General features: G+C 63.3%; 15 protein-coding genes and 3 tRNA genes. 12 read left to right on the top strand and 6 right to left on the bottom strand.

Translation table 11 applies throughout. The features are described 5' to 3' along the window. Window positions 1–2: 2 nt before the first annotated feature. Together prfA and hemA are read right to left on the bottom strand one after the other, a co-directional pair. A complete protein-coding gene (prfA, locus tag E8F11_RS01205) occupies window positions 3–1,085 on the bottom strand; it encodes a peptide chain release factor 1 (RefSeq protein WP_280286978.1) in 1,083 nt (360 codons plus the stop codon). Further along, window positions 1,082–2,356: a glutamyl-tRNA reductase gene (gene hemA / locus E8F11_RS01200; RefSeq protein WP_280286977.1), complete on the bottom strand. Its 1,275-nt coding sequence runs from the start codon at window positions 2,354–2,356 to the stop codon at window positions 1,082–1,084. The genes prfA and hemA overlap by 4 nt, the downstream gene beginning before the upstream one ends. Before the next feature lie 185 nt (window positions 2,357–2,541). Here hemA and E8F11_RS01195 point away from each other — a divergent pair, with 185 nt between their 5' ends. The 10 genes from E8F11_RS01195 (at window position 2,542) to E8F11_RS01150 (ending at window position 9,779) form a co-directional block, all read left to right on the top strand. Further along, on the top strand, window positions 2,542–4,272 hold the full coding sequence (locus E8F11_RS01195; protein WP_280286976.1) for a tetratricopeptide repeat protein: 1,731 nt from the start codon (window positions 2,542–2,544) through the stop codon (window positions 4,270–4,272). Window positions 4,273–4,275: 3 nt separating this feature from the next. Then, window positions 4,276–4,893, top strand: a complete 618-nt coding sequence (lolB, locus tag E8F11_RS01190; RefSeq protein WP_280286975.1) for a lipoprotein insertase outer membrane protein LolB — start codon at window positions 4,276–4,278, stop codon at window positions 4,891–4,893. Then, window positions 4,893–5,744 (top strand): 4-(cytidine 5'-diphospho)-2-C-methyl-D-erythritol kinase, encoded by an 852-nt coding sequence (gene ispE, locus E8F11_RS01185; protein ID WP_280286974.1) that lies wholly within the window; start codon window positions 4,893–4,895, stop codon window positions 5,742–5,744. Before lolB ends, ispE begins: the two co-directional genes overlap by 1 nt. A 32-nt stretch (window positions 5,745–5,776) precedes the next feature. After that, window positions 5,777–5,851 (top strand) — tRNA-Gln (locus E8F11_RS01180). Between the two features lie 60 nt (window positions 5,852–5,911). Next, a tRNA-Gln gene (locus E8F11_RS01175) sits at window positions 5,912–5,986 on the top strand. Window positions 5,987–6,071: 85 nt separating this feature from the next. After that, window positions 6,072–7,013: a ribose-phosphate pyrophosphokinase gene (locus tag E8F11_RS01170; RefSeq protein WP_028629917.1), complete on the top strand. Its 942-nt coding sequence runs from the start codon at window positions 6,072–6,074 to the stop codon at window positions 7,011–7,013. Window positions 7,014–7,121: 108 nt separating this feature from the next. Further along, entirely contained in the window at window positions 7,122–7,730 is a 609-nt protein-coding gene (locus E8F11_RS01165; protein WP_280286973.1) for a 50S ribosomal protein L25/general stress protein Ctc, read from the top strand. A 37-nt stretch (window positions 7,731–7,767) separates the two neighbouring features. After that, the gene (pth, locus tag E8F11_RS01160) at window positions 7,768–8,352 is read left to right on the top strand and encodes an aminoacyl-tRNA hydrolase (RefSeq protein WP_280286972.1); all 585 of its coding nucleotides are present in this window, start codon (window positions 7,768–7,770) and stop codon (window positions 8,350–8,352) included. A 26-nt stretch (window positions 8,353–8,378) separates the two neighbouring features. Beyond that, entirely contained in the window at window positions 8,379–9,479 is a 1,101-nt protein-coding gene (gene ychF / locus E8F11_RS01155; protein ID WP_280286971.1) for a redox-regulated ATPase YchF, read from the top strand. Between the two features lie 223 nt (window positions 9,480–9,702). Further along, window positions 9,703–9,779 (top strand) — tRNA-Met (locus tag E8F11_RS01150). Window positions 9,780–9,862: 83 nt separating this feature from the next. Here the strand turns inward: E8F11_RS01150 and E8F11_RS01145 are convergent. The 3 genes from E8F11_RS01145 to E8F11_RS01135 all read right to left on the bottom strand — a co-directional run bounded on the left by E8F11_RS01145 (window position 9,863) and on the right by E8F11_RS01135 (window position 11,427). Then, a complete protein-coding gene (locus E8F11_RS01145) occupies window positions 9,863–10,282 on the bottom strand; it encodes a type II toxin-antitoxin system VapC family toxin (RefSeq protein WP_280286970.1) in 420 nt (139 codons plus the stop codon). Next, the gene (locus tag E8F11_RS01140) at window positions 10,279–10,524 is read right to left on the bottom strand and encodes an Arc family DNA-binding protein (RefSeq protein WP_280286969.1); all 246 of its coding nucleotides are present in this window, start codon (window positions 10,522–10,524) and stop codon (window positions 10,279–10,281) included. Before E8F11_RS01140 ends, E8F11_RS01145 begins: the two co-directional genes overlap by 4 nt. A 630-nt stretch (window positions 10,525–11,154) precedes the next feature. After that, window positions 11,155–11,427 (bottom strand): DNA-binding protein, encoded by a 273-nt coding sequence (locus tag E8F11_RS01135; RefSeq protein WP_280286968.1) that lies wholly within the window; start codon window positions 11,425–11,427, stop codon window positions 11,155–11,157. Window positions 11,428–11,856: 429 nt separating this feature from the next. On the opposite strand from E8F11_RS01135, the gene E8F11_RS01130 reads away from it, so the two are divergent. Then, window positions 11,857–12,069: a hypothetical protein gene (locus E8F11_RS01130; protein ID WP_280286967.1), complete on the top strand. Its 213-nt coding sequence runs from the start codon at window positions 11,857–11,859 to the stop codon at window positions 12,067–12,069. A gap of 141 nt (window positions 12,070–12,210) precedes the next feature. Next, entirely contained in the window at window positions 12,211–12,444 is a 234-nt protein-coding gene (locus E8F11_RS01125) for a hypothetical protein (protein WP_280286966.1), read from the top strand. A gap of 262 nt (window positions 12,445–12,706) precedes the next feature. On the opposite strand, the gene E8F11_RS01120 is transcribed toward E8F11_RS01125, so the two are convergent. Then, window positions 12,707–13,705 (bottom strand): isocitrate/isopropylmalate family dehydrogenase, encoded by a 999-nt coding sequence (locus tag E8F11_RS01120; RefSeq protein WP_280286965.1) that lies wholly within the window; start codon window positions 13,703–13,705, stop codon window positions 12,707–12,709. Window position 13,706 lies beyond the last annotated feature (1 nt).

Here is a 13,706-nt window from a genome sequence, read left to right as displayed (position 1 = left end):
GCTCAGTCTCCCAGGGCCGCCAGCTGGTCGGCCTGGTATTCGGCGAGCAGCGGCTCGATCACCGCGTCCACGCCGCCGGCCATGATGTCGTCCAGCGCGTAGAGCGTGAGGTTGATGCGGTGGTCGGTGACCCGGCCCTGCGGGAAGTTGTAGGTGCGAATGCGCTCGGAGCGGTCGCCGGAGCCCACCAGCAGGCGGCGGGTATCGGACATTTCCTTGTGCGCTGCAGCCTCCTGCTGGTCGTTCAGCTTGGCCGCGAGCCAGGCCATGGCCTTGGCGCGGTTCTTGTGCTGGGAACGCTCTTCCTGGCACTCGACCACAATGCCCGAGGGAATGTGGGTGATGCGCACGGCCGAGTCGGTCTTGTTCACGTGCTGGCCACCGGCGCCGGAAGCGCGGTAGGTATCCACACGCAGGTCGGCGGGGTTGATCTCGATGGCGGCCTGCTCGTCCGGCTCCGGCAGCACCGCCACGGTGCAGGCGGAGGTATGGATACGGCCCTGGGATTCGGTTTCCGGCACCCGCTGCACGCGGTGCGCGCCAGACTCGAACTTGAGCTTGGAATAGACGTTGTCGCCCTCGACCCGGGCGATCACTTCTTTAAATCCGCCGTGCTCGCCCTCGTTCTCGGAGAGGATCTCGACACGCCAGCCCTGGCGCTCGGCATAGCGCGAGTACATGCGGAACAGGTCGCCGGAGAAGATCGCCGCCTCGTCGCCGCCGGTGCCGGCACGGACTTCGAGGAAGACGTTGCGGCCGTCGTTCGGGTCCTTGGGCAACAGCATGCGCTGCAGGCGGTTTTCCAGCTCGACCAGCCGCTCGCGGGCGTCGGCCACTTCCTCCTCGGCCATCTCGCGCAGGTCCGGGTCGCTGTCCTTGAGCAGGGCCTGGGCACCTTCGAGGTCGCCCTGCACCTTGCGGAACTCGCGGAAGGCGAGGATCACCGGTTCGATCTCGGCGAACTCCTTGGAATAGGCGCGGAACTTGCCTTGGTCACTGATGACTTCGGCATCGCCGAGCAGGGCGGTGAGTTCCTCGTAGCGGTCCTGGAGGAGGTCGAGCTTGTTCAGCAGGGAAGCTTTCATTGCGAACGTTTATCCGAGCCCTCGTCGAGGGCGAAGAGTTCCTGGGCCACGGCCAGCGCATCGAAGCGCCCGTCGGCGGAGAGTTTCTTCAGTTGCACGCTGGGAGCATGCAGCAGCTTGTTGGTGAGGCCACGGGCGAGCTGTGCCAGCGCTTCCTCGGCGGACGTGCCGTTCTGCAGCAGGCGCAGGGCCCGGGCCAGCTCGTCGTCGCGCTGGCGCTCGGCCTGCTGGCGGTAGGCGCGCAGCACATCCACCGCGGCCAGCTCGCGCAGGCGCTGCATGAAGTCCTCGACCCCGGCGCCCACCAGCTCCTCCGCGGCCTGGGCGGCACCCTGGCGACTCTTGAGGTTTTCCGCGACCACCTCGTGCAGGTCGTCCACTGTATAGAGGTAGACATCATCCAACTCGCCCACTTCGGGCTCGATGTCGCGCGGCACGGCGATGTCGACCATGAAGATCGGCTTGTGCCGGCGCTGCTTCAGCGCGCGCTCCACGGCGCCCTTGCCGAGGATCGGCAGCTGGCTGGCGGTGGAACTGATGACGATGTCGCTGTTGACCAGTTCCTGGGGCATGTCGGCCAGCAGCACGGCGTGTGCGCCGAACTCCTCGGCCAGGATGCTGGCGCGCTCCAGGGTGCGGTTGGCGACCACGATGCGCTTCACGCCCTGCTCGTGCAGGTGACGGGCAACCAGAGTGATGGTCTCGCCAGCGCCGATCAGCAGCGCCTGGCTGCGGTGCAGGTCGGAGAAGATCTGCTTGGCCAGGCTGACGGCGGCGAACGCCACGGAAACCGGGTTCTCGCCGATGGCGGTATCCGTGCGCACCGTCTTGGCGGTGCTGAAGGTGGCCTGGAACAGGCGGCCGAGCAGCGGACCGACGGTGCCGGCCTCGCGCGCCACCGCGTAGGCGGACTTCATCTGGCCGAGGATCTGCGGCTCGCCAAGGACCATGGAGTCCAGCCCGGAGGCGACGCGCATCATGTGGCGGACCGCGTCGTCGTCGGTGTGCACATAGGCACAGGCGCGCAGTTCTTCCAGGCTAAGGTTGTGGTAGCCGGCCAGCCAGGCGAGCACTTCATCGGCGCTGGGGTGGTCCTGCTCCAGGTAGAGCTCGCTGCGGTTGCAGGTGGAGAGGATGGCCGCCTCGCGGCTGGGCGTGATGCGACACAGCTGCTGCAGGGCCTCCACCAACTGCTCGGGGGTGAAGGCCACGCGTTCGCGGACATCTACCGAGGCGGTCTTGTGGTTGATACCTAAAGCAATGAAGGCCATGCAGGGTCGCTAACTGAATCAGGAGGGCGCGCAATTGTCCTACTTCACCCGTACGACGACAACCACCGCCGATAATTGTCTCACCGAACAGGTTTTTGCCCGCCGCCGGTTGGGCCGCGCCCCATGTGCTTGCCGGATGGCTTGTGTCATGATGAGCCACCGCTGGTTAGTCGCCCTCCGCCTCTATGAATAGATCCCTCGCGTTGCTGACCGCCCTGCTGTTCCTCGGCGGCTGTCAGAGCTTGACCCACAAGTCCCCGGACGGTGCCCCGTCGGCAGAGGAAGGCAGCAAGGCCTCCGCGCCCGCCAAGCCCGAGGTCTATGGCTCGTTCAGCCGCGAAACCCTCTATGCCCTGCTCGCCGCCGAACTGGCCGGGCAACGCAATCGCTTCGATATCGCCCTGGGCAACTACGTACAGCAGGCCAATGCCACCCAGGACCCGGCAGTCGCCGAGCGCGCCTTCCGCATAGCCGAGTACCTCGGCGCCGACCAGGCCGCCCTGGACACCGCCCTGATCTGGGCCAAGAACGCACCCGACAACCTCGACGCCCAGCGCGCTGCCGCCGTGCAGCTGGCCCGCGCCGGCCGCTACGACGAAGCCATGGCTTATATGGAGAAAGTGCTCCAAGGCCAGGGCGACACCCATTTCGACTTCCTCGCCCTCTCCGCCGTGGAGACCGATGCCGATACCCGTGCGGGCCTGCTGCAGAGCTTCGACCGCCTGCTGGCCAAGCACCCGCACAACAGCCAACTGGTGTTCGGCAAGGCCGTGCTGCTGCAACAGGACGGCCGCACCGAAGAAGCCCTGACCCTGCTCGAAGGCGTGCCGTCCGACGACAAGGAAATCGCCCCTATTCTGCTCCGCGCCCGCCTGCTGCAGAGCCTGGAGCGTGGCGACGAGGCCCTGCCGCTGCTGCAGAAGGCCATCAAGCAGCACCCGGACGACAAGCGCCTGCGCCTCACCTACGCCCGCATGCTGGTGGAGCAGGACCGCCTGGACGAGGCCAAGTCCGAGTTCGCCGGGCTGGTCCAGCAGTTCCCCGATGACGACGACCTGCGCTACTCCCTGGCCCTGGTGTGCCTGGAAGGCGAGGCCTGGGACGAAGCCCAGGTCTACCTGGAAGAGCTGGTGGACCGCGGCAGCCACGTCGACTCGGCCCACTACAACCTCGGCCAGGTCTACGAGAAACGTGGCGACAAGGAAAGCGCGCTGATCGAATACGCCCTGGTCGGGCCCGGCAACGACTACTTGCCGTCGCAGATCCGCCAGGCGGAAATCCTCCTGGATAGCGGTCGCACCGATGAAGCCGAGGCGCGCCTGTCCAAGGCCCGGGACACCCAGCCCGACTACGCCATCCAGCTTTACCTGATCGAGGCCGAGAGCCTGGCCGAGCGCCAGCAGCCGCAGCGCGCCTGGAAGGTCATCCATCAGGGCCTGCAGCAGTTCCCCGACGACCTGAACCTGCTCTACACCCGCGCCATGCTGGCCGAGAAGCGCAACGACCTGGCCCAGCTGGAGAAAGACCTGCGCTTCATCATCGAGCGCGAGCCGGAAAACGCCATGGCGCTGAACGCCCTGGGCTACACCCTGGCCGACCGCACCACGCGCTACGACGAAGCCAAGAAGCTGGTGGAACAAGCCCACAAGCTCAACCCGGAGGACCCGGCCATCCTCGACAGCCTCGGCTGGGTGAACTACCGCATGGGCAACCTGGACGAGGCCGAACGGCTCCTGCGCCAGGCCCTCCAGGAGTTCCCCGACCATGAAGTGGCCGCCCACCTGGGCGAAGTGCTCTGGGCCCGCGGCAAGCAGGCCGAAGCCCGCAAGGTCTGGGCCGACGCCCTGCAGAAACAGCCCGATAGCGCCATTCTCCGTGACACCCTGCAACGCCTGACCGGCGCCGGAACCCTCTGATCCATGCGTTTACCTAAGCTTCTGGCCGCCGCTGCGCTGGTCCTGCTCAGCGGCTGTGCCGCCCTCGCTCCCCACGAAACCCTGGAAGGCCAGGGCGACCAGGCCACCTGGAAAGCCCACAAGGCCCAGATCAGCGCCCTCGACGCCTGGCAGATCAGCGGCAAGGTGGGCATTCGCGCGCCCAAGGACTCGGGCAGCGGCACCCTGTTCTGGCTGCAGCGCCAGGACTACTACGACATCCGCCTCTCCGGCCCGCTGGGCCGCGGCGCCGCGCGCCTGACCGGGCGCCCCGGCGAAATCGTCCTGGAAGTGGCCAACCAGGGCCGATACCAGGCCGAATCTCCCGAGGCCCTGCTGGAAGAACAACTCGGCTGGCGCCTGCCGGTTTCCCACCTGCTCTGGTGGGTGCGCGGCCTGCCCGCCCCGGAAACCCGCAGCCACCTGACGCTCGACGGCGCCAGCCACCTGTCCCGCCTGGAGCAGGACGGCTGGCAGGTGCAGTACCTCAGCTACGTCCAGCAGAACGGCTATTCCCTGCCCGAACGCATCAAGCTGCAGGGCGAGGACCTCGATATCACCCTGGTGATCAAGGACTGGCAGCCGCGCCAGCTCGGCCAGTGATGCGGGACGCGCAACTCATCCTGCCGGCCCCGGCCAAGCTCAACCTCATGCTGCACATCCTCGGCCGCCGCGCCGACGGCTATCACGAGCTGCAGACCCTCTTCCAGTTCCTCGACCATGGCGACGAACTGGGCTTCTCCCTGCGCCGGGACGGTGAAATCCACCTGCGCACCGAGGTGCCCGGCGTTCCCCACGACAGCAACCTGATCGTCCGCGCCGCCCGCAAGCTGCGGGCCGAATCCGGCTGCCGGCTTGGCGCCGATATCTGGCTCGACAAGCGCCTGCCCATGGGCGGCGGCATCGGCGGCGGCAGCTCTGACGCCGCCACCACCTTGCTCGGCCTGGACCACCTGTGGAACCTGGGCTGGAACGAGGACCGCCTGGCCGAACTCGGCCTCTCCCTGGGCGCCGACGTGCCGGTTTTCGTGCGCGGCCGCGCCGCCTTCGCCGAGGGAGTCGGCGAGCAGCTGACGCCGGTGGAGCTGCCGGAACCCTGGTTTCTCGTCGCCGTACCGCAAGTCTTTGTCAGCACAGCAGAAGTTTTCTCCGATCCCGAGTTGACACGAAATACGCCGCCCATTAAAGTTCGCAGCCTTCTTGAGGGGGGCGGTCGAAACGACTGCCAGCCGGTGGTCGAGAAGCGTTACCCGGATGTACGTAACGCGCTGATCTTGTTGAGTAAATTTACTTCAGCTAGATTGACCGGCACTGGAGCTTGTGTGTTTGGGAGCTTCCCAAACAAGGGCGATGCTGATAAAGTTCGCCGCCAACTTCCGGCCACTCTGCCGAGCTTTGTCGCTCAGGGGCGTAACATCTCGATGTTGCACCGCAAGCTTCAAAAACTGGCTTGAGAAGGAATGCAAGGCATTCGGTTGTACGATACAGGGGCGTCGCCAAGCGGTAAGGCAGCAGGTTTTGATCCTGCCATGCGTTGGTTCGAATCCAGCCGCCCCTGCCATTAACCCAACGGGTTATGCGCACAACGAAACGAAAGTCCTGCAGAGCAAGTTATACATATAGGGGCGTCGCCAAGCGGTAAGGCAGCAGGTTTTGATCCTGCCATGCGTTGGTTCGAATCCAGCCGCCCCTGCCATACACTTAAAAAGCTGTTCAAAAGCCACGGCCTTTGAACGGCTTTTTGATTCATCAGGCCCACCCTCAGCCGGCAGGTACTGCGCGTGTCCAAGATGATGGTCTTCACGGGGAACGCCAACCCCGATCTGGCGCGTCGCGTCGTACGTCAACTGCATATCCCCCTCGGCGATGCCTCCGTAGGCAAGTTCTCCGACGGCGAAATCAGTGCTGAAATCAACGAGAACGTCCGCGGCAAGGACGTCTTCCTGATCCAGCCGACTTGCGCACCGACCAACGATAACCTGATGGAACTGGTGGTGATGGCCGACGCCTTCCGCCGTTCCTCGGCGTCCCGCATCACTGCAGTCATCCCCTACTTCGGCTATGCCCGCCAGGACCGCCGTCCGCGCTCCGCCCGTGTGGCAATCAGCGCCAAGGTAGTGGCCGACATGCTGACCGTGGTCGGTATCGACCGCGTGCTCACCGTCGACCTGCACGCCGACCAGATCCAGGGCTTCTTCGATATCCCCGTGGACAACATCTACGGCTCCCCGGTCCTGGTCGATGACATCGAAGACCAGCGCTTCGAAAACCTGATGATCGTTTCCCCGGACATCGGCGGTGTGGTTCGTGCCCGCGCCGTGGCCAAGTCCCTGGGCGTCGACCTTGCCATCATCGACAAGCGTCGTCCCAAGGCCAACCAGTCCGAAGTCATGCACATCATCGGCGATGTCGAAGGCCGCACCTGCGTGCTGGTCGACGACATGGTCGACACCGCTGGCACCCTCGGCCACGCTGCCAAGGCCCTGAAGGACCACGGCGCTGCCAAGGTCTACGCCTACTGCACCCACCCGGTGCTGTCCGGCCGTGCCATCGAGAACATCGAAAACTCCGTGCTGGACGAGTTGGTGGTGACCAACACCATCCCCCTGTCCGCCGCGGCGCAAGCCTGTTCGCGTATCCGCCAGCTGGATATCGCACCGGTTGTGGCTGAAGCGGTTCGCCGCATCAGCAATGAGGAATCGATCAGCGCGATGTTCCGCTAAGCGGGCATACCTGACGAAACGCGCCCCGCTACGGCGGGGCTTTTTGCCCAACCGCCCGGATGCTGGTCGCAAGCATTACGGGCGATTTGGTTATTTTGGAGAAATGCAATGTCCGAGTTTGCCCTGAATGCCGAAGCGCGTTCTGACCTGGGGAAAGGTGCGAGCCGCCGCCTGCGTCGTAACGCCAACCTGGTTCCCGCTGTTATATACGGCGGCGAGAAAGCCCCGCAATCCGTAAGCCTGCTGGCCAAAGACCTGGCCAAGCTGCTGGAAAACGAAGCTGCCTTCAGCCACGTGATCGCCCTGAACGTTTCCGGCGCTACCGAAACCGTTCTGATCAAGGCCCTGCAGCGTCATCCGGCCAAAGGCTTCGTACTGCACGCTGACTTCCAGCGCGTAGTTGCCGGCCAGAAACTGACTGCCCACGTACCCCTGCACTTCATCAACGAAGCTACCTCCGTTGGCGTGAAGCAAGGCGGCGGCGAAGTTTCCCACACCATCTCCGAAGTCGAAGTCTCCTGCCTGCCGAAAGACCTGCCGGAGTTCATCGAAGTCGACCTGGCCAAGGTCGAAGTCGGTCAGACCGTGCACCTGTCCGACATCAAGGCACCGAAAGGCGTTGAGCTGGTGGCCCTGGCCCACGGCAACGACCTGGCAGTTGCCAACATCCACGCTTCCCGCGTGGTGAAGGAAGAAGAGGAAGGCGCCGCCGAGTAATTTCTTACTCTGCATAGCCTGATAAAGGGCCCCTGTAGTGACTGCCATCCAACTGATCGTCGGCCTGGGTAACCCCGGCCCCGAATACGACCAGACCCGGCATAACGCAGGGGCCCTTTTCGTGGAGCGCCTGGCGGACCGCGAACGCGCCAACCTGAGCCTCGACAAGAAATACTTCGGCCTGGTCGGGAAATTCTCCCATCAAGGCCGCGACGTTCGTCTGCTGATCCCCACCACCTACATGAACCGCAGCGGCCAGTCCGTAGCGGCCCTGGCTGGGTTCTTCCGCATTCCCCCCGAGGCCATCCTGGTGGCCCACGACGAACTCGACATGCCCCCCGGCGTCGCCAAGCTCAAGACCGGCGGCGGCCACGGCGGCCACAACGGGTTGCGCGACATCATCGCCCAGCTCGGCAACCAGAATTCGTTCCATCGCCTGCGGCTTGGCATCGGCCATCCGGGGCACAGCAGCCTGGTTTCCGGTTTCGTACTCAGCCGCGCTCCGCGCAGCGAGCAGGAACTCCTGGACACCAGCATCGACTTCGCCCTCGGCGTGCTGCCGGAAATGCTCGCCGGTGATTGGACCAAGGCGATGCAGAAGCTGCACAGCCAGAAGGCTTGACCCCACTCCGCGCAGAGGCACATACCATGGGATTCAATTGCGGCATCGTCGGCCTGCCCAACGTCGGCAAGTCCACCCTGTTCAACGCCCTGACCAAGTCCGGCATCGCTGCGGAGAACTTCCCCTTCTGCACCATCGAGCCGAACAGCGGCATCGTGCCGATGCCCGACCAGCGCCTCAACGCCCTGGCCGAAATCGTCAAGCCCGAGCGTGTGATCCCCACCACCATGGAATTCGTCGACATTGCCGGCCTGGTGGCGGGCGCCTCCAAAGGTGAAGGCCTGGGCAACAAGTTCCTCGCCAACATCCGCGAAACCGACGCCATCGCCCACGTGGTGCGCTGCTTCGAAGACGACAACGTCATCCACGTTTCCAACAGCGTCGATCCCAAGCGCGACATCGAGATCATCGAACTCGAACTGATCTTCGCCGACCTCGACAGCTGCGAGAAGCAACTGCAGAAGGTCGCCCGCAACGCCAAGGGTGGCGACAAGGACGCCCTGGCGCAGAAAGCCCTGCTGGAAAAACTCATCCCCCACTTCAGCGAAGGCAAGCCGGCGCGCTCCCTGCTGAAAAACCTGGGTGACGAGGAGAAGCGCCTCGTTCGCGGCTTCCATCTGCTCACCAGCAAGCCGGTGATGTACATCGCCAACGTCGCCGAGGACGGCTTCGACAACAACCCGCACCTGGACGTGGTGAGAGCCATCGCCGAAGAAGAAGGCGCAATCGTGGTACCGGTCTGCAACAAGATCGAAGCCGAGATCGCCGAACTCGACGACGGCGAAGAGAAGGACATGTTCCTCGAAGCCCTCGGCCTCGAAGAGCCGGGCCTGAACCGCGTGATCCGTGCCGGCTACGACCTGCTCAACCTGCAGACCTACTTCACCGCCGGCGTGAAGGAAGTACGCGCCTGGACTGTCCGCATCGGCGCCACCGCCCCGCAAGCCGCCGCGGTTATCCATACCGACTTCGAAAAAGGCTTCATCCGCGCCGAAGTGGTCGCCTATGACGACTTCATCCAGTACAAGGGTGAAAACGGGGCCAAGGAAGCCGGCAAGTGGCGCCTGGAAGGCAAGGAGTACATCGTCAAGGACGGCGACGTGATGCACTTCCGCTTCAACGTCTGATCCACGAAAAAGCCCCGGACCTCCGGGGCTTTTTGCATTCGTAGGATGGCGTAGAGCGAAGCGAAACCCATCACCTTCCCTCCCCCATTCCAGCAAATGCATCCCAGCGGCCACCGCGTCCCTCTGAAAACCGTCTCTCCGCCTAAACGATTGAAAGATCACAAAATTATCTAAGCGAAGGGGTTGACATCCCCCGGAGAGATACGGAAAATGCGCGCCACTCGGCTACATAGCTCAGTCGGTTAGAGCGCAGCATTCATAATGCTGATGTCCCAGGTTCAAGTCCCGGTGTAGCCACCATACAAAACAAAGGGTTAGCGAAAGCTAGCCCTTTGTGCTTTCTGGGGTAGTGACTACACCCTGTCTACCAAACCCTTCCTCGCTCAGTTTTCCCAGGGATTCACCAAGGGAACACCGAAAGCCTCAAAGTCGCGGACGTTGCGTGTAGCGATCGTAGCTTCATGCAACCGAGCAATAGCGGCGATCTGGGCGTCAGCCATTCCCACGCTCCTCCCCTTGGCCGCGTTCATCGCCGCCAGCGCGGCGTAATGCACTGCCGCATCCGTATCGAAGGACAATACCTGGCCGGCAAAGTCTTCCTCGATGATGGCCTTAGCAATCTCCAGCATGCCGCTCTTCCGTTTGCCGTCTGGCATTCGCGCCAAACCGTAGAGAATCTCTGCCACAGAAATGGAGCAAATCACCAGGACACGACCCGGCTGAGCATCTACCCATGCCACGACATTCGGGTCGGGCCTAGCCTTCATAAACTCGGAAATCACATTGGTGTCGAGCAGGATCATTCATCAAAGTCCGCAGCTCGAGCTTTGTCAGTTCGTGGCGGGAGTTCGAGATCTACTCCCCCCAAGGCAGCAAAGCGCTTATGGATACGGGTTCCCAACCCGCTTGGCTTGTCCTGCTTCGCCAGAGCTTCGGCAAGGATGACCCTCACCTCTTCCTCCATCGACCGGCCATGACTGGCCGCAACGACACGAAGACGAGCTTTCAGATCATCGTCCAGATTGCGAATTGTGATGCTGGCCATGGGCATCTCCAGTGAAATCATTGCGATCATTGAAATCATACTAGAGCATGTCCACTCTTCTCCATCAGGAACAGGATGTGGAGCAGCCGTGCCTGGTGCCCCTTGAGCCTTCGGCCGTGGCATGCGTACCAGAGCATCGCCAGTCCGGAGAGACGTTGATCCAGGGGGTGACCGGTGATCCTTCGCAAAGCGATGGAATCGGCCTGGTAACGCCGGGCGGCGGCCCGGGTGGAAAAGCCCTGCTTTCGGATTCGACGCCCGGCATGGCCGTTCTCGTAAAAGTCTCTCGTCCAGCAATCGCCCTCCCTGCGCACCGTCATCGGGGGAAGCTCAACCGAGCTGTGACCGCACATAAGGCACCTTGCAACGCGCCAGCACCTCGGGCCGGGGTATGCGAACCAGTATACGTAACGCAGGAAAAGCCCCGGCCCTTCCGGCAAGCAGCGCAGGTCCAGCGCCACCGACTCCGGCCTTCCCGAATGGGGATATCGACCGGAAGGCCCCACGTAAGGCGCGTGCCGATGCACCGTCTGGATTGGCAGCGCCCGGCTCTTGCCTCGGGGTACACGGTGCAGCATGCAGAGCAGCCACAGAAGGCGGGGTCGCGGCAGGAATAGAGGCGACAGATCACTACTCATCGGCATAGTCCCCTGCACTGAACACTGTCTTGCCTCCATCCAGATCCGTGCGCAGGCGATGAAGATTGATCACCCGCCGACGGCCGATCTTCACCGTCGGCAGCGTGGCCGACTCCACCCAGCCGCGCACCACGTCCTCAGTGATCTGCTCGATGCCAAGCATCTGCGCCAGGGCGAGTTGCGAGCAGAAGGGAGCGTCGCGGAAATCGTTTATGCGCTCGGGCTTTCCTTCGAGGTTCAACCCCACTATTCCAGACTGCTCCATAGCACTACCCTATACTCCTGCGCATTGAGCAAATCGTATGAACCTATCCTATGTACAAACCATTAGAGCAAACTAACAATTTGTACATAGGGCATGCAATGAGTATTTGTAATGCCCCAGAAGCTCACAGATAGAGCACTTCAATTGATCAATAGCGCCAGCCTCGTTGAGCTTTCCAAAGCGGGTGACACTGACTACCCGCGCTGGGTGAATATCAAGCGCGGAAGGGCACGCGTGGGTGCTGACGAGATTGAGATACTGGCGAACATGTACCCACGGTATCGATGGTGGCTTCTCACCGGCGAGGTGATGCCAGAGCAGGGGCAGACAAGCCCAGGCAATGACGAGGCCAACCGAAACTCGACCGCTGGGACACGCGATAGCAATCACGACGGAAGTAACTAGGCGCTCGTTCGCCTGATTGGATAGATGAGAAAAGTGAAAGACGATTTCGAAAGCATCCGGGCTGAGCGCGACACGCCAGTCCACCGCCAAGCACCGATCAACAACTATTCCGGCCTTTGGAAACAGATCGCCCTGGGCATCATCGTTGGCTACACCGTGCTCGGAATCATGGGCACCATCGGCTGGTTCATCTTCCTCAAGCTGAGCATGGCCAGCTTCCAGATCAACATTCCTTGATGCCGCCCTTGTCCCCTCAGCCGCTTCCCCCTCCGCGCAATCTGAACGATTCATAGGAAAGCTCCGAACTGAACGCTCCCCCGTGGAACGCCTTCTTCCGCCGTGTTTCCCTGCCGCAGTCATCCATGCGAGGCAATCCACATGCAGATTCATGTTGGCGAACGCAGGGAAGGTGACGTTCTGACACTGAGGGTTCTGGAAGGAGTCAGCGAGTCGGTGTTGATGGCGTTGTTGAAGGCGGAGGGGATCGAGATCGTCGTTGGGCCCATCGAGGGTGGTACGGCGCGGATCGAGCTTCGGGCGCCCAAGCCGATGCTGGTTCTGGAGGAGAGGCGCTTGTATGAGCCAGTGAGGCAGATACCGGATTCAAGTTGATGTTGGAGGCCCCGCTTTGGCGGGGTTTTCTTTTTTGGGGTGTTGGGTTTCGCCGTGCTGGAAGTCTGGGCGGAGTGAACGCCCTCTCCCCCGGCCCCTCTCCCTGAAGAGGAGAGGGGTGACTGGCGGCGGGGGGAGTTCGTGGTTTTCCTGGGGGCATTCGCCGGGCGGGGCGCAGGGTTGTCCTCCTGGTCCGTGCTGCTTTGGCTGCCCTCCCCCCAAACCTCTCCCAGGGAGAGAGGGGGCTGTTCGTGCAGGCCGGTTACAGCGCGGCGAGGATGCCCTGGCCAACCACTTGGGTGGTTTCGAATCCGAAGTCGGCCTTGCCTTCTTCCAGCAGGAAGTTTTCCACAGCCTTCTCCAGGCGCTTGGCCAGGGCGGGTTTCTGCCAGTGATAGCGCAGCAACAATGCGGTGCTGAGTATCGCGGCCAGGGGATTGGCGCGGCCGCTGCCGGCGATGTCGGGGGCGCTGCCGTGGACGGGTTCGGCGAGGGCGACGTCCTGGCCCCAGTTGAGGGAGGGCGCGAGGCCCAGGCCTCCGCTCCAGTGGCAGGCGAGGTCGGAGAGGATGTCGCCGAAGAGGTTGGTGGTGACGATCAGGTCGAAGGCTTCGGGCTGCTCTACCAGTTGCAGGGCGGCGAGGTCTACCAGGCGTTCGTCAAGCTGCGCGGCCCAGCCCTCGCCCTCTAGCACTTCGAGGCAGGTCTCGCGGAACAGGCCGCAGGTGATGGGCAGGACATTGGCCTTGTGGACCAGGGTGATGCGCCGGGCCTTGCGCGCCTTGGCCACCTCCAGCGCGCGCAGGGCCAGGGCCTGGCAGGCGCCGCGGCTGATGACCCGCTGGGCGATGGCCACATCTTCGGATTCCCAGTGCTCGCGGCCGCTGTAGAGGCCTTCGCTGTTCTCGCGGAGGATAACGAGGTCGACCCCCGGCCTGGGGGAAATGCTGGGCCAGCTGCGCACCGGGCGCAGGTTGGTGTTGAGCTTGAGCTGTTGACGCAATTGCAGGATGGCGCTGCGGTAGCCGGCGACTCGTTGACCGGTGGGAGACGAGACGGCGCCGAACAGGCCGGCCCCGCACTCGCGCAGGGCCTGGAAGGTAGCCTCCGGCACGGCGCTGCCGCAGCGCTGGAAGCAGTCCCAGCCGGCTTCGGCTTCCACCGTCTGCAGGTCGGGCAGGAGTTTCTCCAGCACGTGCACGGCCACCGGCACCACTTCGCGGCCAATGCCGTCCCCGGGAATCACGACAAGCTTGGGCATG

Origin of the sequence: Pseudomonas sp. BN417, from assembly GCF_029871205.1 — a bacterium.
Lineage (GTDB): Bacteria > Pseudomonadota > Gammaproteobacteria > Pseudomonadales > Pseudomonadaceae > Metapseudomonas.
Note: the sequence above shows the minus strand (reverse complement) of the source record. Positions and strands in the feature narration are given on the sequence as shown.